This window comes from Acinetobacter sp. SwsAc6 (genome assembly GCF_013391565.1).
Lineage (GTDB): Bacteria > Pseudomonadota > Gammaproteobacteria > Pseudomonadales > Moraxellaceae > Acinetobacter > Acinetobacter cumulans.
The window spans coordinates 182,442-202,382 of sequence record NZ_JACAXE010000004.1; the positions used below are offsets into that span (position 1 = coordinate 182,442).

At 41.0% G+C, this 19,941-nt stretch carries 20 protein-coding genes; 17 read left to right on the top strand and 3 right to left on the bottom strand.

All coding sequences use genetic code 11. The annotated features are described in order from the left end of the window. Positions 1-689: 689 nt before the first annotated feature. A complete protein-coding gene (locus HYG93_RS04530; RefSeq protein ID WP_178961911.1) occupies positions 690-1,901 on the bottom strand; it encodes a hypothetical protein in 1,212 nt (403 codons plus the stop codon). Next, complete coding sequence (locus tag HYG93_RS04535; protein ID WP_178961913.1) at positions 1,901-2,188, bottom strand: hypothetical protein; 288 nt, start codon at positions 2,186-2,188, stop codon at positions 1,901-1,903. Before HYG93_RS04535 ends, HYG93_RS04530 begins: the two co-directional genes overlap by 1 nt. Positions 2,189-2,368: 180 nt before the next feature. Here HYG93_RS04535 and HYG93_RS04540 point away from each other — a divergent pair, with 180 nt between their 5' ends. From HYG93_RS04540 to HYG93_RS04610, 15 genes are all read left to right on the top strand, one after another. Continuing rightward, the gene (locus HYG93_RS04540) at positions 2,369-3,142 is read left to right on the top strand and encodes a hypothetical protein (protein WP_178961915.1); all 774 of its coding nucleotides are present in this window, start codon (positions 2,369-2,371) and stop codon (positions 3,140-3,142) included. A 331-nt stretch (positions 3,143-3,473) separates the two neighbouring features. Beyond that, a complete protein-coding gene (locus HYG93_RS04545; RefSeq protein ID WP_120365143.1) occupies positions 3,474-5,291 on the top strand; it encodes an ATP-binding protein in 1,818 nt (605 codons plus the stop codon). Positions 5,292-5,391: 100 nt separating this feature from the next. Continuing rightward, complete coding sequence (locus HYG93_RS04550) at positions 5,392-6,675, top strand: glycosyltransferase family 1 protein (protein WP_120365142.1); 1,284 nt, start codon at positions 5,392-5,394, stop codon at positions 6,673-6,675. Between the two features lie 54 nt (positions 6,676-6,729). Further along, on the top strand, positions 6,730-7,281 hold the full coding sequence (locus HYG93_RS04555) for a phosphatase PAP2 family protein (RefSeq protein WP_106986092.1): 552 nt from the start codon (positions 6,730-6,732) through the stop codon (positions 7,279-7,281). A gap of 135 nt (positions 7,282-7,416) precedes the next feature. Next, positions 7,417-7,617: a Fe-S cluster assembly protein IscX gene (gene iscX / locus HYG93_RS04560; RefSeq protein ID WP_106986114.1), complete on the top strand. Its 201-nt coding sequence runs from the start codon at positions 7,417-7,419 to the stop codon at positions 7,615-7,617. Positions 7,618-7,727: 110 nt separating this feature from the next. Continuing rightward, entirely contained in the window at positions 7,728-8,159 is a 432-nt protein-coding gene (gene ndk, locus HYG93_RS04565; RefSeq protein ID WP_106986093.1) for a nucleoside-diphosphate kinase, read from the top strand. A gap of 123 nt (positions 8,160-8,282) precedes the next feature. Further along, complete coding sequence (rlmN, locus tag HYG93_RS04570; protein WP_120365141.1) at positions 8,283-9,518, top strand: 23S rRNA (adenine(2503)-C(2))-methyltransferase RlmN; 1,236 nt, start codon at positions 8,283-8,285, stop codon at positions 9,516-9,518. A gap of 15 nt (positions 9,519-9,533) precedes the next feature. Continuing rightward, complete coding sequence (pilW, locus tag HYG93_RS04575) at positions 9,534-10,358, top strand: type IV pilus biogenesis/stability protein PilW (RefSeq protein WP_120364259.1); 825 nt, start codon at positions 9,534-9,536, stop codon at positions 10,356-10,358. Continuing rightward, entirely contained in the window at positions 10,349-11,137 is a 789-nt protein-coding gene (locus tag HYG93_RS04580) for a helix-turn-helix domain-containing protein (protein ID WP_120365140.1), read from the top strand. The genes pilW and HYG93_RS04580 overlap by 10 nt, the downstream gene beginning before the upstream one ends. Positions 11,138-11,161: 24 nt before the next feature. Then, positions 11,162-12,280 (top strand): flavodoxin-dependent (E)-4-hydroxy-3-methylbut-2-enyl-diphosphate synthase, encoded by a 1,119-nt coding sequence (gene ispG, locus HYG93_RS04585; protein WP_106986097.1) that lies wholly within the window; start codon positions 11,162-11,164, stop codon positions 12,278-12,280. A 3-nt stretch (positions 12,281-12,283) separates the two neighbouring features. After that, positions 12,284-13,579: a histidine--tRNA ligase gene (gene hisS, locus HYG93_RS04590; RefSeq protein WP_106986098.1), complete on the top strand. Its 1,296-nt coding sequence runs from the start codon at positions 12,284-12,286 to the stop codon at positions 13,577-13,579. Positions 13,580-13,608: 29 nt separating this feature from the next. After that, entirely contained in the window at positions 13,609-14,307 is a 699-nt protein-coding gene (locus HYG93_RS04595) for a tetratricopeptide repeat protein (RefSeq protein ID WP_106986099.1), read from the top strand. Continuing rightward, entirely contained in the window at positions 14,304-15,452 is a 1,149-nt protein-coding gene (bamB, locus tag HYG93_RS04600) for an outer membrane protein assembly factor BamB (protein ID WP_106986100.1), read from the top strand. The genes HYG93_RS04595 and bamB overlap by 4 nt, the downstream gene beginning before the upstream one ends. Before the next feature lie 174 nt (positions 15,453-15,626). Then, a complete protein-coding gene (gene der, locus HYG93_RS04605) occupies positions 15,627-17,036 on the top strand; it encodes a ribosome biogenesis GTPase Der (protein ID WP_117007880.1) in 1,410 nt (469 codons plus the stop codon). A gap of 106 nt (positions 17,037-17,142) precedes the next feature. Next, positions 17,143-17,781, top strand: coding sequence for a 4'-phosphopantetheinyl transferase superfamily protein (locus HYG93_RS04610; protein WP_106986102.1), 639 nt, complete (start codon positions 17,143-17,145; stop codon positions 17,779-17,781). Positions 17,782-17,836: 55 nt separating this feature from the next. On the opposite strand, the gene HYG93_RS04615 is transcribed toward HYG93_RS04610, so the two are convergent. Beyond that, positions 17,837-18,607 carry an SDR family oxidoreductase gene (locus HYG93_RS04615; RefSeq protein ID WP_120364262.1) on the bottom strand — a complete coding sequence of 257 codons (771 nt, stop codon included), beginning with the start codon at positions 18,605-18,607 and terminating at the stop codon, positions 17,837-17,839. A gap of 94 nt (positions 18,608-18,701) precedes the next feature. On the opposite strand from HYG93_RS04615, the gene mazG reads away from it, so the two are divergent. Together mazG and HYG93_RS04625 are read left to right on the top strand one after the other, a co-directional pair. Beyond that, entirely contained in the window at positions 18,702-19,496 is a 795-nt protein-coding gene (mazG, locus tag HYG93_RS04620) for a nucleoside triphosphate pyrophosphohydrolase (RefSeq protein WP_106986104.1), read from the top strand. Continuing rightward, a complete protein-coding gene (locus HYG93_RS04625) occupies positions 19,474-19,872 on the top strand; it encodes a ComEA family DNA-binding protein (protein ID WP_106986105.1) in 399 nt (132 codons plus the stop codon). Before mazG ends, HYG93_RS04625 begins: the two co-directional genes overlap by 23 nt. The last annotated feature ends 69 nt before the right edge of the window (positions 19,873-19,941 follow it).

The following is a 19,941-nucleotide window of genomic DNA, read 5'->3' on the forward strand; positions in this document are numbered from 1 at the left end:
CGAAGGTTGCGTGCCTCCAAAGCAAGTAAAGCAGTGCTTTCCTTGCTTTACGTACCTTGGATTCAAGCGAACAAAATTGTAGACAAAGAAAAGAACTAAGTTCTAATTTCTAAGTCAAAAAGCCTCTGTTTTTAACAGGGGCTTTTTTTATGCCTTATTGAATATAGTATCAAAGTTACGTGCCTCAAATGATGTAAGCGATGCTTACATCATTTTCGTGCCTTGGATTCAAGCAAACAAAATCGTTGATAAAGAGAAAAACTAATTTCTCGAATCAATTGATTTGAATATAAAAACCCGCTCATTTTGAGTGGGTTTTTTAATGTCTAAAGTTACGTGCCTTAAAAATAGAAAAGCATACTTTTCTATTTTTGCGTGCCTTGGATTCAAGCGAACAAAATCGTAGACAAAGAAAAGAACTAAGTTCTAATTTCTAAGTCAGTCAAAAAGCCTCTGTTTTTAACAGGGGCTTTTTAAATGCTTGAAGGCGAAGGTTACGTGCCTCTAAAGCAAGTAAAGCAGTGCTTTCCTTGCTTTACGTACCGTGGATTCAGGCGGACAAAATTGTTGATAAAGAGAAAAACTAATTTCTTGAATCAATTGATTTGAATATAAAAACCCGCTCATTTTGAGTGGGTCTTTTAATGTGATTTGATAAAAATAGCTGCACAAAATGATGAATTTCTTTCTTACATCAGGTTTTCTTTTCTACGCGGTTGAATTTGAAACAGCGCCACTTGCTGATCTGCTGCCAGATAATGTCTATGCTGGCATAGCGCATAAAATAAATAGATGAAGCTAATGGCTATGACTGCAGTGCTGAGCAAGCCGAGCAAAATATTCAGAATAATGTCATCAATTACTTTGAACAGTGTTGAGTATAAGACCGTAATGGCCAATACACTCAGTACAGTCGCATAGAGGCTTAATTTGACGGCAAGTTTATTGTGTAAAGCTCTCTTTTCGGCATGGCTCAGCGGGTTTTTATTCTCCCAAATTAATTGAGGATGTTCGGGGTGGTTAGCTTTAATCGTCTGATACTGCACATGATTGAAAGAAGGCAAAGTTTGTGAGAGCGCAAGTTCAAAATCACCAAGATTGATAATCTGAGAATGCAGGGTGATATTTTCAAAGGCTTCACCGTGAAAGCTGTAATGCCAATGTTGATCCTGTTCTGAATAGTATAAGTAAATTTTTCTCAGATCATCAGGATGTAAACAAATCGGGCTAAGCAGTGGGCCATGATGGAAGAACCACCATCGAGCGCGATTTTGAAAAAATTTGCCTTTCTTAAAATATACAGCTGATTCTGTTGAATTGAGTAAATACAACTGAATTAATGTTTCTGATTCAGCAGATAAATACAGTGTGATAGGCTGATTGATTAAGGAAAGAATGTAACTTTCACGATTCTTAAAATCGTTTGGATTATAAATATCAGCTTGGTAGAAATGCTTAAAAATACGTGTGATAGTTTGAAATTTTGGATGGAGATATTTAATTTCAAACTCAATCAGATTGTCTTTGGGGTGATGCGAGATTATTTTTTTGATTGTGCCTGTTGTAGAAAAATAAGCAGATTGATCGATTTCGCGTTTAATTTTCCGTTTGATCTTACGATCCATCCATGCTTCATAAATTGGATGCAGCAGAGCGAGTGCAAAAAATACGTAATAGTAAGGTTGAATTAAAACTCCAAATAAGATTTGATCTTTGCCATATCCAACTAGAAAAACAAGAACTAAAATCAATATTGGATGCATATTTTTATGAAGTAAAAATCTATTGATTTTTGATAATTTATAATCGCGTTTAGCTTGATTTAATAGCTGATATTTAAGCAGCTCTTGGTCTTCTTTGTTGGTGCAAACAGTATGCCGAATTGTATGTACAGGTGTCATTATGGTTGTGACTCCTGTATCGGCCCTAGTTGTTGAAAGGTTTTTGCTTCAATCCAATAATCTTGAAACTTACCTTGATAAATGCTGACGGGATAAGATTGTCTAATTTTTAAACTATGATTAAATTCAGCCCATTTTTCATGGATGTAAATTTCATTCAATCCCGTTTTTTCTTGAAGTTCCGGAGGGAGTTGCCACGTCTGATGGTGGCTGTCTGTTTCTGTGAGCTTAAGCAGGTGTGGCTGAAAGCTTAAAATTTCACGTTCAGGGGCGGACTTAAAATTCATTCAAGTTATATTTTTTATTTGATTGGCTTTTAGATTAATTTATGTGCTGTGAGAAAACAATGGTTTGCACTTTAACCAGTATTTAGCTTATCGAATGGTTAAGCAAAGACTATACATTTTAGTGTTTTAAAGTGTGATAAATTCCACATTATTCATTCCTTGTTTAGGTGTGGCTTCACAATGAACAATAAAATTTTGCTTTGTATCATTGCCTTATTTCTCCCTAGTCTTTCTTTTGCTGAACCTGCATCATCAGGAATAAGCAGTGAACAGCTTAAGCCTTTAAATAATGTCCGAGTGTCGATGCTTCGAATGCTACGTTCAACAGACAATCAGTATTTTTTAGATTTGTATGCGGGTATTTGGAATCCACACGGCACTTTATATGATGAGTCAGCTTCTACTGCCTACGCACTCAAAGGCACGCAAAAAGCAGATCAAATTAATTTACTCGCTGTGAGCGCGGAAGGTATGGCTACGCCCAATAATGAAACCTTAAGTGGCGAATTAAATGCAAACACGGGCATTATGCAAGCCAATTGGAATACATCGCTAGGTGCGACATCACTCAGTTTTGAACCTGCTTTTAAAGCAGCGGATAAGCCTGTGGTGGTTTTTAAATTTTATGGTGTGGATCATTCGCAATATCCGGCTGGTAAAGCCTTAACGCAAGTTGATGTGATTGATAAAAAAACGAATAAGCTATTACAAAGCCTGACGGGTTTTACAGCCTTTGCCAATAGCATTGGCTACATGGATGTGAATTTTGATGGTTATTATGATGTGGTGCTTTCAGATGTGTCCAATGGCAAAAAAATAGAAGATAAACGGTTTATCTATTGGATGTTTAACCCTAAAACACACCAATTTCAGCGTTCCGCACAGCTGGATGCATTGATTGGTTTTCCTCGGTTGCGTGGAGACCAGCAACAAATAGATTTTGGTGAGGGGTAGTTATATCAGGTAAAAGGTGGCTTGATGTATTTGGTGCAATAATTCAAGTGACAATTGCTTAAGTTGTATAAAGGGAGGTGTTTATACTTTGCACATATAAAAATTAAAATTAGATGATAATGAATATTATTACAATTTTATTGTATTGTTTGTGTAAATTTGAGTATGATTGAACGACTTTATAATTTTAAAAAATAAGGTGACGCTTTTGGCGTTTTGCCATAATACAGTTTGTATTTTTTGCCTAAATTTTGCTCATGTGATTGGTGTGAGAGGGCGAAGCTTACACAAAATATTACTGTGCCTTTGTGTTTTACTGTGGTCAATTTTTATGACGACAGAAGTACACGCATATCAGCAGGCCACCAAGTGTTATGCACAACTTAAGCAGATTCAAAGTGCAAAAGGAATTGGTCCAAATGCTAAAGGTCGGCCACAAATATCACAGTGGCAAACAATTTCAAGTACGCCAGATTATTGGAATGACCGTTGGCCAAAATTTAGCGGTACAGTTTGGTATAAGCTGACTTGGCAATTTCATTGTGACGAAAAACAAAATCAGCCCATGATGCTGTCAGTCAGTTTTATTAATATGGCTGGGCAGGTCTACATTAATGACCACTTCCTATGGCAAAACAAATCACTTGAAGAACCTTTATCTCGTAACTTGAACATCCCTAGACGCTGGATGTTGCCCGTCGGTATTTTAAAGCCAGGTGAAAATACAGTTTATATACGTGTGGAAGGTGTTTCTGAGCTCAATCCAGGAATTGGCTTTGTTCATTTGGGGGACTATGAGTCCGTCATGGCAAAGCACGAACATTATTGGCTTGAAATGCGAGACTTGTTGACCTACACACTCTGTCTGGAGGTTGCACTTGGATTAATTGCTGCTTTTGTTTGGTTGTTTAGGCGCAAGGAAAGTGCATTTGGATACTATGCTTTAGCAACCTTGCTTTGGGTACTATATATTGGGATGAAGCTCATTACAGAGCCATTATTTGCACTGAAAACATTGGACTTTGCGCGCATTCAAAGTTTAATTTTTTTAGTATTTGTTTGCTTTACCTGTTTATATAGTTGGCGTTTTGCCAACTTCAGGGCGCCTTGCTTAGAGCGTACATTGCTTTGGTTGGCTATAGTTTTTTTATCGCTCACTTTATTTATGCCTGTTCAATATCTCGATTTTTTATTGAAAGTGAGTTTTGTTGTGGCAGTTGGCATCTATTTGCTTAACTGTATTGTTTATCCTGTTGTTGCATATCGTTCTAAACAGCCTGAAGCTTATTGTTTAGCATTGGTGATGTTTTGTGTGTACTTGCCCTTGTCGTTGCATGATGGTTTGAGTATTTACCTACATGAGGGAAATTTATTAATTGTTTATGCATCACCTTTTACTGCAGTGATTTTAGCGTGTATTTTTGCCCTACGTTTAACCCGTAGTATGAATGGTGTAGAGCGATTTAATACACGTCTCGCCCTAAAGGTGAAGCAGGTACGCACAGAGCTAGAGGATAGTTTGAACCACAGTCACCAGCTGGAGCTGAAAAATGCTAAATTGCAGGAACGAATTCAATTAGCACATGATCTACATGATGGGTTGGGAAGCTCATTGGTGCGTTCTATGGCCTCGATTGAACATACCCGTGAAAATTTGAATAACCATCAGTTTTTATCTGTACTTAAGCATTTACGTGATGACCTTAGACTTGTGATTGATAGTGGATCAAGCCTAAATACTTCTGTTCCTGAAACACCAACGTTGTGGGTTGCGCCGACACGTCACCGTTTTAATCAGTTGTTTGATGAACTGGGTGTAATTGTCTGTTGGGAATTTCCAGATCATTGGCAAGGTGCAATTACTCCAGCAGATTGTATTGCACTACAACGGGTTTTGGAGGAGTGTCTGACGAATGTGCTGAAACATAGTTATGCAGATCGGGTGGATGTAAACATGCGCTTTCATAATCAAGAGCTGATTGCTTTTGTGCAGGATAATGGCGTTGGCTTTGATACCACAGCAGTGAAAGAATCGGGCTTGAGTGTAGGCTTAAAAAGCATGTGTGCACGATTGATCAAAATCAATGCGATGCTTGAAGTTGAATCTAGGCCTGGTTGTACACGCATTACAGTGCGTAAAAAACTCTGAGGATAAAGGTTGAGGTATTGTCAAAAAAGTGTCATTAAATCCACATTAAAATGCAAAGAAAGGGCAGTAGGCTAAAACAAAAAAGATAAATAGGTGGCCTATGTCAGATCAAACAGCGACAAGCCTGCTCAAGCAACAGCAATTTCCAGAAAACCTACGCTTTTATTTTAAAAATAAGAATTCAAATCATCTCAAAGCGGATAGACGTGAACTGAATGATTTGGTTAGACCCCGTTTGAAAATTGCCATTGTAACTGAAACATGGCCACCTGAAATTAATGGTGTGGCACTGTCATTGCTTCAATTGTGTAAAGGTTTACAAGCGTTAGGCCATAAAATTTTATTAATACGCCCACAACAAAAAAGTGAATGTTTGAGCTTTAAGCCCTATCAGGAGTGTTTGGTGTTGGCGCAGTCCATCCCGCGTTATCCGGGATTAAAGTTTGGCTGGCCACAATATTTAAAAGTTTCCAGTAGTATTGAAAGTTTTGAACCTGACGTTGTACATATTGTGACAGAAGGTCCACTGGGTTTGGCGGCATTGCAAGCGGCTAAAAATAAGAAAATTCCAATCTCAAGTGGCTTTCATTCTGCATTTCAAGATTTTAGTCGGTTCTTTGATTTGGCCTTTTTGCTTAAGCCAATACAACGTTATCTCTGTTGGTTTCATAACAGTACGCAATTGACCTGTGTACCCAGTCAGGGAACGGCAAAGTCGCTACAATCCTTAGGCGTGACTTGTCCCAAGGTTGTGGTGGGAAGGGGTGTAGATGTCGATGTCTTTCATCCTAAATATGCTTCGACTGGTTTGCGTCAGCAGTGGCAAGTCAAAGAGCAGACTACAGTATTGCTTTATGTTGGGCGCTTATCGCCAGAAAAAGAATTGCATGTACTGATTGAGGCTTTTATTACCCAGCAAACCAAACAAATAGCAATGCAGTGTTTGGTTATTGTGGGAGATGGTCCTGAGCGCGAAAAGCTACAACGTTTAGCACAGGGGCATCGTATTATTTTTATGGGAAGCTTGAGTGGTATTGCATTGTCAGAAGTATATGCCAGTGCTGATGTTTTTGTCTTTCCAAGTCAAGTTGAAACCTTTGGTAATGTAGTGTTAGAGGCGATGGCCAGCGGATTGCCCATCGTGGCTTATGACAATGCATGTGCGCAGCAATATGTGCGAATTGGGCATACGGGCTGGTTAGCGGGGTTGGGGCAACTTACCCAATTTAGCGAATTGATTAAGAAGCTACCTGCACGAGAAGTATTAAAAACCATGGGTATACAAGCACAAGCAGATGTGCAACATGTTGGATGGAAGCATCCTGTACAACAATTTGAGCAGGCTTTATATAGTGTTGCTAGGCGAAGTATTGCACCAAGCTAATCCTGCTTTATGAAGCGATAACAGGAAGGTTATTGACCACCTGAGGAGAGAGCCATGAAATTCAAAAATGCAAAAATAAGAATGCTTGATCTCGATTTAAAAGGCTGTATTTATCTCAATACGTTTTCTCACTCAGAGCGAATCGCGTACTTTTTTAAAATGATTAGTCGCTTGGGCGATGGAGTTTTTTGGTATCTCATGTTGATGGCTGTGTGGATGCTACAAGGACTGATGTATGCATTTCAATTGCTGTACATTGCACTGAGTGGTTTGCTGGGAACTGGTATATATAAGTTGCTCAAACAAAAAACCGTACGGCCAAGGCCTTATCAAGTGCATCAAGTGATTCGATTGGGCGAGCGCCCTTTAGACCACTTTAGCTTTCCCTCAGGGCATACCCTACATGCGGTGATGGTGACGACTGTATTGGGGTGGGTACAGCCGATTTTACTCATCTTGATGTTGCCTTTTACCGTATTGGTGGCTTTGTCGCGTATGGTTTTAGGGCTGCACTATCCTAGCGATGTGGTCATTGGGGCATTGATTGGTGCTGTGGTGGCGATAGCCATTATTTTATGTGCACCCGTTTTACATATTATGCTTTAAGCCAATGTTGTGGTGTGGGGGCATTAAAATCTGCCATGACAATAAAAAATGAGGCTTTATTGATTGAAAATTTAGGCAGCAATTTAGAAATTTGCTAAAGTACAGCATCGTTTATTGGATGTTAGGATGGCGCACATGGGCTTACGCTGGACAGATACGATTGATATCGCAATTGAGCTTTATGAAGCTCATCCAGATGTGGATCCACAATGGATTCGCTTTACTGATTTACATGCATGGGTGTGCGCTTTGCCAGACTTTGCAGATAACCCAGAAAAATCGACTGAAGGTTTACTGGAAGCGATTCAAATGGCTTGGATAGACGAAGCAAGTTAACACTGCGTCGAAAAAAGCAATTTTTTTACATCTCAAAAGCAGAAAACAGCGCATTATTCGGTATAATGCGCCAAATTTTCCTGTCAACATTATGACTTAAGGAGCCTACCATGGCTATCGAACGTACTTTATCTATCGTTAAACCAGACGCAGTTGCTAAAAACAACATCGGTGACATCTTTGCTCGTTTCGAGAAAGCTGGTCTTCAAATCGTTGCAACTAAAATGAAACACTTGACTCAAGCTGAAGCTGAAGGCTTCTACGCTGAGCACAAAGAACGTGGTTTCTTTGCTGACCTAGTTGCATTCATGACTTCTGGTCCAGTTGTTGTTTCTGTTCTTGAAGGCGAAAACGCAGTTCTTGCTCACCGCGAAATCCTTGGCGCGACTAACCCTAAAGAAGCTGCTCCAGGTACAATCCGCGCTGACTTCGCTGTAAGCATCGACGAAAACGCTGCTCACGGTTCTGACTCTGTAGCATCTGCTGATCGTGAAGTTAACTACTTCTTCGCTCAAACTGAGATTGCTCCACGTACTCGTTAATTCGAAGTATTCAAACCAGATAAGTGTTATTATACTTATCTGGTTTTTTTATTCCCTGAATAATCCTTTGCTCACTTATTGAGCTTCTCCTTTCATCTTTAGACATGGTTTAGGTAATTACACATGAGTACTGAAGTAGTCGCTACATCAGCTGTTTCTGATGCACAGCAACAATCTCCATCCGCTCCAACGCAGCAAAAGCCTGTGGAAAAAGTGAATCTACTTGGCATGTCACGTCCACAAATGGAAAAATTCTTCGAAGATATGGGGGAGAAGAAGTTCCGTGCTGGGCAGGTGATGAAGTGGATGCACCAATTTTTTGTGACTGATTTTGCTGAAATGACCAATATTTCAGGCAAATTGCGTGAAAAACTAGAAAAAATTGCTGAAATTAAAGCGCCAGAAGTGGTGCATAAAAACTATTCTAAAGATGGTACCCGTAAGTGGGTATTCCGCGTGGGTGAGGGTGCAGGTTCTTTAGTTGAAACTGTTCTCATTCCTGCTGAACACCGTAGTGGTTTACGCCGTACATTGTGTATTTCTTCACAAGTCGGCTGTGCACTAGATTGCTCATTCTGTTCTACAGGTAAACAAGGCTTCCAGCGTGATTTAAATCAGGCTGAAATCATTGGTCAGCTATGGATGGCAAACTATTCTTATATGGAAGATGTGCCTGTTCTTGAGCGTGAGCGTTCGGTAACGAACGTCGTAATGATGGGGATGGGCGAACCACTCCTTAACTACGATGCAGTGCTGAATTCTATGCGTACCATGTTGGATGACTTTGCTTATGGCATGTCAAAGCGTCGCGTGACTTTATCAACTTCGGGTGTTGTGCCTAAAATCGATCAGATGGTGAAAGATATTGATGTCGCATTGGCGATTTCATTGCATGCACCAAACGATGAGCTTCGTAACGAACTGGTGCCAATCAATAAAAAATATCCACTAGAACAATTGATTGCAGCATGTCAGCGTTATATTGCTAAAGATGGCAACGAAAGTTCACGTAAACACGTGACGATTGAATATGTCATGTTAGATGGTGTAAATGACCATCCAGAGCATGCGCAACAAATGATTAAATTACTCAAAAATCTGCCGAGTAAAATTAATTTAATTCCATTTAACCCTTTCCCGCATGCGCCGTATGGCCGCTCAAGTCGTAACCGCATTATTTCTTTCCAAAAAACTTTGTCTGATGCTGGATTTGTGTGTACGATTCGTCAGACACGTGGCGATGATATTGATGCTGCGTGTGGACAACTTGTGGGGCAAGTTGCAGACCGTACTCGTCGTGCGGAGCAATGGAAAAAGAAAGTTGCGGCAAAGAATGAGATTCTGCGCTCGCAAGGATAACAAAGAGGCAGCCAATTGAGAAAGTCGACTTATAAAATTGCTTTAATTTCATCACTATGTATTGCGTTGAGTGCAATGGTAGGGTGTCAAACTACGGGTATTCATAGTGCAAGTGGTGGGGTAGTCAAAAAGGACCCAGAAAAAGCAGCAAAAGTAAGAACTCAAATGGCTGCTGAATATATTAAAAATGGCGATCTCGACTCGGCAAAACGTGAGCTTGACCAAGCCTTAGAAGCAAATAGCCGTGATGCACAAGCAAATATGATGATGGGTGTGCTTTTACAGCAAGAAGGAAGTAAAGCCAATATTCAAAAAGCGGATGGTTATTTTAAACGCGCCATATCATCTGAGCCTAAAAATGCGCAAGTACGTAACAACTATGGTACGTATTTATATCAACTTGAACGCTATAATGATGCGCTTGAACAGTTGAATATCGCCGGTTCTACATTGGGGTATGATCAGCGTGCAAGAGCGCTGGAAAATGCAGGGCGTATTTACCTTAAATTAGGTAATGTTGCGAGTGCTGAAAAAACATTCAAGCAAGCCTTGCAAGCTAATCGTGATTCTTATGTTTCGATGTTAGAGTTGGCAGAAATTTTTTATTTGAACCAGCAGACTGCTGATGCGACACAAATGTATGAACAATTTGTGCGTACAGTAGGTCAGAACAACCAAAGTGCACGTGCGCTTTGGATTGGTATTCGTACCGCGCGTGCGAATAAAGACAACATTGGTCAGCAGGTTTTAGTGAACCAGCTACGTGCTTTATTCCCGGAAAGTCCAGAATACCAACGTTATTTGCAATTACAGTACAGTACTGAGGCCGTATGGAAATAAATCCTAATTCACCGCAATCGAATAACTCGAGCGTAGCCCCAAATGCGTTAGGAAATGTTCAGCGTCCAGGTGAGTACCTACGCCAGATTCGTGTCACGCAAAAACGTGATTTAGATGAAGTTGCGCAGGAGTTAAACATTCCTGTAAAGACATTGATGGCATTGGAGCAGGATGACTATAAGTCATTACCTGAAGCAACCTTTATTAAAGGTTATTACCGTACCTACGCAAAATTTTTAAAAGTTGATGCGACCAATATCATTCAGCGATTTGATGAAATTTATGCCAATGATACGGGCCTCTTGCCAAATCATGCTTTAAATAATTCTCCAATTAAAATTATGGGCAAATTGCCAGGTTCTAACCGCGATCGTAATCGTAAGTGGTTAAAACGTGGTGTGTTGGCGATTGTTGTATTGGTGGTCTTGGCGGCAATCGTGATGGCTGTGCAAAATATGTCATCTACACCTTCTGATACTGAAGGCGCTCCAGTCAAAACATCTGATGTAGAAGTCATTAATATGGATGGTTCATCGGCTGTATCTGGCGAGCAATTAGAATTGAATTTTAGTCGCCCAACCTCAGTGAATATTGTTGATGCGACGGGTAAAGTACTGGCGACGGGTCGCCAAGCTACGACATTAACTTTACATGGTGAATCACCATTCCAAATTCGTTTAGATGATGCAGAAGCCGTGACACTAAGCCTCAATAATGAAAATATTTCATTGTCGCCGTATACCGTAAATGGTCGAGCAGACTTCCGTTTATCTCGTTAAGGCATAACAGAGCAGATTCGAACAATGATTGAAAATCCGATTAAGCGCCGTCCAACTCGTAAAATTCGTGTCGGTTCGGTGTATGTAGGTGGTGACGCACCAATCAGTATTCAAAGCATGACCAATACTGAAACCTGTGATGTAGATGCAACAGTTGCACAAATTCAGCGCTGTGTAGATGCGGGTGCAGATATCATGCGTGTTTCTGTGCCGAGCATGGAAGCGGCAGCAGCTTTTGGTGAAATTCGTAAGCAAGTGAATGTGCCATTGGTTGCCGATATTCACTTTGACTATAAAATTGCCTTGGCAGTTGCCGACTTTGGCGCAGATTGCCTCCGTATTAATCCGGGTAATATTGGCTCGGAAGCAAAAATCCGTGAAGTGGTGGCTGCAGCTCGTCATCACGATATTTCTATGCGTATTGGGGTGAATGCAGGTTCACTCGAAAAAGATATTCAAAAAAAATATGGTGAGCCTACAGGCCAAGCTTTGCTTGAATCTGCAATGCGCCATATTGATATTTTAGACCGCTTAAATTTTCATGAATTTAAAGTGTCGGTCAAAGCATCGAATGTATTTTTAACTATGGATGCTTATCGTTTGTTATCACAACAAATTGATAATCCACTTCATTTGGGTGTGACTGAAGCGGGAATCTACCGCACAGGTTCAGTCAAGTCAGCGATTGCATTGGGCGGTTTACTTATGGAAGGCATAGGTGACACGATGCGTATTTCATTGGCAGCCGAGCCTGAAGAAGAAGTAAAAATTGGTTTTGATATTTTAAAATCACTGGGCTTACGTTCAAATGGCATTAATTTTATTGCGTGCCCGAGTTGTTCGCGTCAGGAGTTTAATGTCATTTCTGTGATGCAAGCTTTAGAAGAACGCCTTGAAGATGTACGTACGCCAATGGATGTCTCGGTGATTGGCTGTAAAGTTAATGGCCCTGGTGAAGCTAAAGAAGCTGATATTGGCGTGGTGGGTGCAAGTCCGCGTTCACTGGTGTATCGTAATGGCGAAAAGAGTCATTTAATCGACACCAATCAATTGGTTGACGAAATTGAAGCGATGGTTCGTCAACGTGTTTTAGCGCTTGAAGAAGCGAAATCTAAAGAAATCATTCGCACCAGTTCTGAGTAGGTCATGAGTTCAATTGTAGCAATTAAAGGTTTTAACGATATTCTCCCAACGCAAACTCCTGCGTGGAGACGTTTAGAACAGCATTTAGCATCATTAATGGATGCATACGGTTATCAACAAATTCGTTTGCCTATCGTTGAGCAAACCAATTTGTTTAAGCGTTCAATTGGCGATGCAACAGATATTGTTGAAAAAGAAATGTACACTTTTTTAGACAAAGGTCAGCCACCTGAGTCTTTAACCTTGCGCCCTGAAGGGACCGCAGGCTGTGTGCGTGCAATGCTAGAACATAACCTACTGCGTGGTGCAACGCCAAAAGTGTGGTATGTCGGCCCGATGTTTCGTTATGAAAAACCACAAAAAGGTCGCTATCGTCAATTCCACCAATTTGGTGTAGAAACTTTTGGTGTTTCAACGCCAGATCAAGATGCTGAATTGATTCTTATGACAGCGCGTCTTTGGAAGCGTATGGGTGTTGCAGATAAAGTTCAACTTGAACTCAACACTTTGGGTGAGTCTGATGAACGTGCAAACTACCGTGCAGCCTTAGTTGAATTTCTTCAAGCACACAAAGCAGATTTAGATGAAGATTCACAGCGTCGTTTGACTACCAATCCGCTTCGTATTTTAGATTCTAAAGATGCAAAAACACAAAGCATTCTTGAAAATGCACCAAAACTTCATGACTTTATGGGTGAAGAAACTTTGGCTCATTTTGCACAGTTACAGCAGTATTTAACAGATGCTGGTATAAGCTTTGTGATTAACCAAAAATTGGTGCGTGGTTTAGACTACTACAACAAAACTGTATTTGAATGGACTACAACGCATTTGGGTTCACAGGGTACAGTGTGTGCAGGCGGTCGTTATGATGGTCTAGTTGGGCAGTTGAAAGGCAAGCCAGATCAATCTGTACCAGCAGTCGGTTTTGCAATGGGTATGGAGCGCTTATTGCTTCTTCTTGAACAAGTTGAAGACAATACACCAGTCCGTGATTGTGAAGTATTTTTGGTTTCTGAACCTGCATATCAATCTAAAGCATTGGTGCTTGCAGAGCAAATTCGTGACCAATTAGATGCTGCGACATCGGCGATTCGCTTCAAAGTAGGCTCACAGGGTTCAATGAAATCACAAATGAAAAAAGCCGATCAATCGGGTGCAATTTTCGCTGTGATTCTGGGTGAACGAGAGTGGGATGCTCAGCAATTATTGGTGAAAGAGCTTGCAACAGCGACACAAACAGAAGTTGCTGTTTCAGCCATTGTGCCATTTATTATCGAACAAATTTCTTCAAAATAAGCCATAACAGATAAGGAAAAGGGAATCACATGAGCGCATTAAGTGATGATGAACAGCTTGATAACTTGAAATCATTCTCTAAGAAGTATGGTTCTGCCATTATTAGCGGGATTTTAATTGCGTTGATTGCCTTTTTCGGTTGGGAATATTGGCAGAAGAAAAATCTGGCTGAGTCCCAAGTGGAAACAGCCAGAGTGCAACAATTGATTGGTGATGCGCAGTCTGCACAGGGTGATGCATTTACTCAACTGTCGACATCTGCAGATAAAATTGTAAAAGATGCACCTGACTCAGCTCAGGCAATTCAAGCACAATTGCTGATGGCGAAATTGGCTTATGATAAGTCAGACTATGCAAGTGCTGAAAAAGCATTGAAAAAAGTTGAAAACTCAAAAGTAGATGATCAAGGCTTAGTACAAGTCGTGAAATTACGTTTGGCTTATGCACAATTGGCACAGAAGAAATATGATGAGGCCTTAAAAACCTTAGTAGCTGTGACTGATCCTGCCTTTAAAGCAACAGCTGATGAAGCGCGTGGTGATGTGTATGTTGCAAAAAATGATATTGAAAATGCTAAAAAAGTATATCAAAGTGCATGGGATGCGTTGGTAGAACGTAAAGAAGAACGCCAAATTTTACAAATTAAACTCGAAAGTGTAGGCGTTTTAGTTGATGATCCAGAAATTGAACGCCCGATATTAGATACACATGTGGAAGAAGCTGAATGAATAGAAAATACAAATTTGCGTGTGCATTGACAGTTTTAACACTTGCACTAACCGGATGTGCAAGTAAAGGTCCAAAGGTAGAAGAGCCAAAGCCAAATCCTTTACCAAAATTAGTCAATCCACAAACACTGAGCTCTGTATTTTCTACCAGTGTTGCATCGACCAGCGAAGCAGACCCATTACGTTTACGTTTGGATTCAAACAACGGTGTAGTGTATGTCATTAATCCAAAGGGCGAAGTTGAGGCTTATCAAGGTAAACAACGTCTTTGGCAGAAAAATGTCAGCAAACAAGGTTTGAGTTCTGGTGTAGAAGCAGCCGAAGGTCTTGTTGTTGTGGGTAACCAGAAAGGTCAATTGTTTGCTTTGGATCAAGCGACAGGCGAACAAAAGTGGACAGCACAATTGTCTGGTGCAATTCTTGCGCCGTCGTTGATTCATGCGGGTCGTGTAATTACCGTAGCCAACGATGGTACGGTTTATGCGCATGAGCTTGATACAGGTAAACAAGCGTGGACATACAGCTTACCAAACGTACAGTTTAGTTTGCGTGGCCAAGCAGCACCTGTCGCGCTGGATGCTCGAAATGTATTGATTGCCTCAGCAAATGCTTATATTTATGCTATTGATGCTTTAAGTGGCGCACCGCGTTTACAACGTCGTATGGCAGTAACGGAAGGCCGTTCGGATATTCAGCGTTTAGTTGATATTGATGGTGAGCCGACAGTTGCAGGTCAATTTTTGGTAACAACCAGCTATCAAGGTCAAGTGACTGTGATGGATATGGTGAGCCAACAAGTGATTTGGAGTGAAGATGCGAGCAGTACGCAGCGCCCAGAAGTTTCAGGTAACGGTGTGTTTGTGGCGCAAAATGATGGCAAAATCACGGCTTATGAAATTACCACAGGTCATAAACTTTGGGAAAACGATCAGCTGTTGAATCGTAAACTCAGTAACCCTGTAATGTTAGGTCAAAACCTTGTGGTGGGTGATTTGGATGGTGTATTACACTTGATTGATCCGAGCACAGGAAATATTATTGGCCGTGCAAAAACCAGCGGTGATGTCCGTACTTTACGCGTAATCGACAATCAATTATTTGTTGCGACGCGTAAGGGTGCAATGAGCATTTGGCAGAACCGTTAATTTTTCGTTGGCTTATGCTAAAATAAGCCAACCGTATTTTTGAACGCGGGGTGATTGTTATTCAATACCCCGTGTTTTTATTTATTTTTGGGCCTAAATCCAATTCTTATTCTTCCCAAACTTTCTGATGTTCAGACCAGACCTAGCTGGCTGATCTTGAATAAAGGTTAATCTATGAAACCCGTAATTGCGCTCATTGGTCGTCCGAACGTCGGAAAATCAACGTTGTTTAACCAGATTACTAAGAGCCGTGATGCACTTGTTGCCGATTTTGCAGGTCTTACACGTGACCGTAAATATGGTGATGCAACGTATCAAAATAAATCATTCATTGTTGTTGATACTGGTGGTATTGGCGAAAATGAAGGTGGTATTGACTCATACATGGCTGAGCAGTCAAAAACTGCAATCAACGAAGCAGATATGATCATTTTTGTGGTCGATGCTCGTGCGGGACTGTTGGCATCTGATGAACAGATTGCTCGTGAGCTACGTACATTAGGTAAAAAAGTTTATCTTGTTGCTAACAAAGTTGATGGTGTACATGCTGAAGCCGCACTTGTTGAATTTTACAAGTTAGGTATGGGTGAGCCTTTGCAGGTTGCAGCCAGCCATGGCCGTGGCGTACAACAAATGCTTGAGGAAGTCCTTACAGACGTACCTGAAGATGAAGATGCTGCAGAACATGACAAAGATACAGGCTTACGCCTTGCGATCATTGGTCGTCCAAACGTGGGTAAATCTACGCTAGTAAACCGTTTATTGGGTGAAGATCGTGTTGTTGCATTTGACCAACCAGGTACAACGCGTGACTCGATTTATATTCCTTTTGAACGTGATGGCCGTAAATACACATTAATCGATACTGCTGGTGTACGTCGTAAAGGTAAAGTGGATGAAATGATTGAGAAGTTCTCAATTGTTAAAACTTTACAAGCGATGAAAGATGCCAACGTGATTGTGGTAGTGGTCGATGCGCGTGAAGGGATTGTTGAGCAAGACTTACACTTGATTGGCTATGCCATTGAAGCGGGTCGTGCGATGGTGATTGCGATTAATAAATGGGACAATATGTCTGAATATGATCGTAAGCAATGTAAACTTGATGTTGAGCGTCGTTTTGACTTTATTCCATGGGCAAAAATTCATTTGATTTCTGCTTTGCATGGTACAGGTGTTGGCGATCTTTATCCTTCAATTCACCGTGCGTATGATTCATCACGTTTGAAGGTTTCACCAGCAAAAATCACCCAAATTTTGAATGATGCGACAGATGCGCACCATCCACCGAAAGTGCAAGGTCGTGCAATCAAAATGCGTTATGCGCATATTGGCGGTCAAAACCCACCAACGATTGTGATCCATGGTAACAAAGTGGATAAAACACCTGCGGATTACCGTCGTTACTTAGAAAACGTGTTCCGTAAAGTGTACAAGCTTGAAGGTACGCCAGTGAAGATCGAATTTAAAACCTCTGAAAACCCATTTGAAGGTCGTAAATCTCAAGTGGATGAACGTACTTTGGCACGTAAACGCCGTTATGTTCAGAAGTTTAAGAAAGCTGAAAAGAAATTTAAACGTTAATTCGTTGATCTCAAAAAGCCTGCAATTGCAGGCTTTTTGCGCTTTGGGCTAGACTAGAGATTGGTGAGTTAAATTGGTTTACACACATGAAATTGAGGTCAGCTTGATGGCGCAGATTCGGATTGATCTACAGCAGATTGTACAATTAGCAGATTTACAGCTGAACCGTCAGCAACAAGTACAACATCGCAAAGTAATGACAGCCGAAATGCGCAATCGTTATTTATCAGCAGTGCTTGAGCAACCTATTCAAAATACAGATTTTGCACGGACTGAATATGGCAAACCTTATTTGCTTGAACATCCGAAATTTTATTTTAATCATAGTCACAGTCAAAAACATTATGCCTTAGCCACGAGCCATCGTGTGGCAGATTTGGGGGTTGATGTGGAAGACCTTGATCGTGTTGTGCGCTTTGCTGCTTTGGCTCAACACGCATTTCATCCCGAAGAAATACAACATTGGCGCGATTTAGCAGAGGATACGGAATATTGGTTTAAGGTTTGGACCATTAAAGAGGCTGTATTAAAGGCATCAGGGCTCGGCATTCGCCTGAATTTACATGAGCTGAACACACAAGCTCATGCTACACAAAACAGTGGAATATGTAGTCATCCTGAACTTGGGGTGTTTGCTTATCAATGTTATGTGATTGGAAAAGCTATGCTTAGTGTGGCTTGGCGTACAGAACGTTCTTGTCAGGGTTTTCGCCTGCCCGTGATTGCAGTTCATTCGCACCTTTAGTTTGTTTAAATGAAGTCTGAATCACGTGCAAGATGCTGTGCAGTGGATTGCTTAACTATTTTTTGCTAATCCAAAGATTGCTCATTCGATTAACAAACTGTGGGCTTACATTGGAGAGTGTCATGAGGACTTTGGCCTTTAGGCCAACTGTATGATGCGTGACGGTAAAAGGCGTATCTTTTAATTGGACTGTGTGTAGTATTTGCCGTGCAACATCTGTAGCACTTAAGTGTACCCCCATATTGTGAATACTCCCTGCATTCATGTTTTTCACCATATTGGTTTGTACAAATAAAGGCATAATATCGAACACGCGAATCCCGTATTTTTGCCATTCAATATCTAGACCCTCGGTCAGGCCTCGGACTGCAAATTTAGATGCGGCATAGCTGACTAAATCGGGTTGACCATAAATGGCAGAAGCAGAAGATAGATTAATCACACGTGCAAAAGATGCTTGGCGTAAATAGGGCAATGCTAAATAGCAACCCGTCAAAACGCCCTTAATATTAATGTCGACGGTTTTAAGGTGAGTACTGAGTTCAGTCTCTTCAAAGGGGCCAGAGTAGAGAATTCCTGCATTATTGACCAAGATATTGAGCTCACCTGCCCAAGTGCTAAATTCTGCGAGCGCATTTTCCCAGTGTTGAGCATTGCTGACATCGAGTAAGCCTGCTTTGGCATGGGGGCCAAGTTGCTGAGCCAGTTGTTGAGCTTGTACGACGTTAATGTCGTAAATACCGACTTTATAGCCCTGTTGATAAAATAATTGTGCGGTTGCTGCACCAATGCCTTGTGCTGCCCCACTAATAAATATACTTTGCACTTTTATGATTCTCCTTATTTTCCCTATGCGATTTTGAGCATAACAAAATAAAATGAGGAAATCTTGAGCAACATGAAAAACACTGAGGTGAAATGTGGAACGTTTATTGAATATTATGCAAGAGCTACGGATGAAGTGCCCTTGGGATCAACAACAAACGCCACAAAGCCTCACTCAATATGCCATTGAAGAAGCATACGAAGTTGAAGCGGCAATTCGTGAAGGTCATATTGATGAGATCAAAAATGAACTTGGTGATTTGCTCTTACAGGTGGTGTTTCAATCGCAAATGTATAGTGAAATGGGGGCTTTCACCTTTGATGATGTCGTGAATGCGATTTCAGAAAAATTAATTCGTCGTCATCCGCATGTGTTTCAAGCCGAGCAATTTAGCCAGCTCAATGCGGACGATGTTGCCAAGCTTTGGCAAAAAATTAAAGCAGAGGAACGTGCTGGAAAAAGTGCATCCCGCTTAGATGCAATTAAACCTGGCCCTGCATTGAATCAAGCAGAAGAGATCCAAAAAAAAGTTGCCAAAATAGGGTTCGATTTTCCAGATGTGCAAGAGGCGTATGGCAAGGTCGAAGAAGAATTGGCAGAATTTCAAGAGGCTTTGGCTTCGCAAAATTCCGATGAAATTATAGATGAATTTGGCGATTGCTTATTTTCACTGGTGAATGTTGGTCGTAAACTAGGCATCTCTAGTGAGATTGCATTGTTGGGCACGATTCAAAAATTTCGCTCACGCTTTGCATATATAGAATCACAGGTTGCATTACACAATAACAATATAGAAGACCTGTCACTGGCTGAAATGGATCAGCTGTGGGAACAGGCAAAACAACACTTAAAACAGCAGGCACAGCATGAAACAGGGCGGATTGAATAAAGCACAGCTTCTTCTTTGGTTAATGATTTTGATGACACTGAGCATGTCTTGGGCTAAAGCTGAAACTGCAGACTACACGCAGTGGAAAGCGACGCAACAGGCACATGATCAGCGCTTGAAAACCCCAGATGCTACGGCACAGCATTATTTGGCTAAACCTACGTTACATGCGAATACTTCAGGCGCCAAAGTGAGTTTAAACACTGCGAATAGTGAGCAGTTACAACAATTACACGGTATTGGTCAGAAAAAAGCTGAGGCAATCATTGCGTATCGGAGCCAAAACGGGAAGTTCAAAAGCATTGAAGAAATCCAACAAGTCAAAGGTATAGGGCCTGCTTTGTATGCCAAAAATAGAGCGCGCTTAAGTTTGTAAATATTGCAATTGTAGAAAATTCCAATCTAGGCAATACGGTTGGATTGATAGAATCAAATTGCCCTTTGA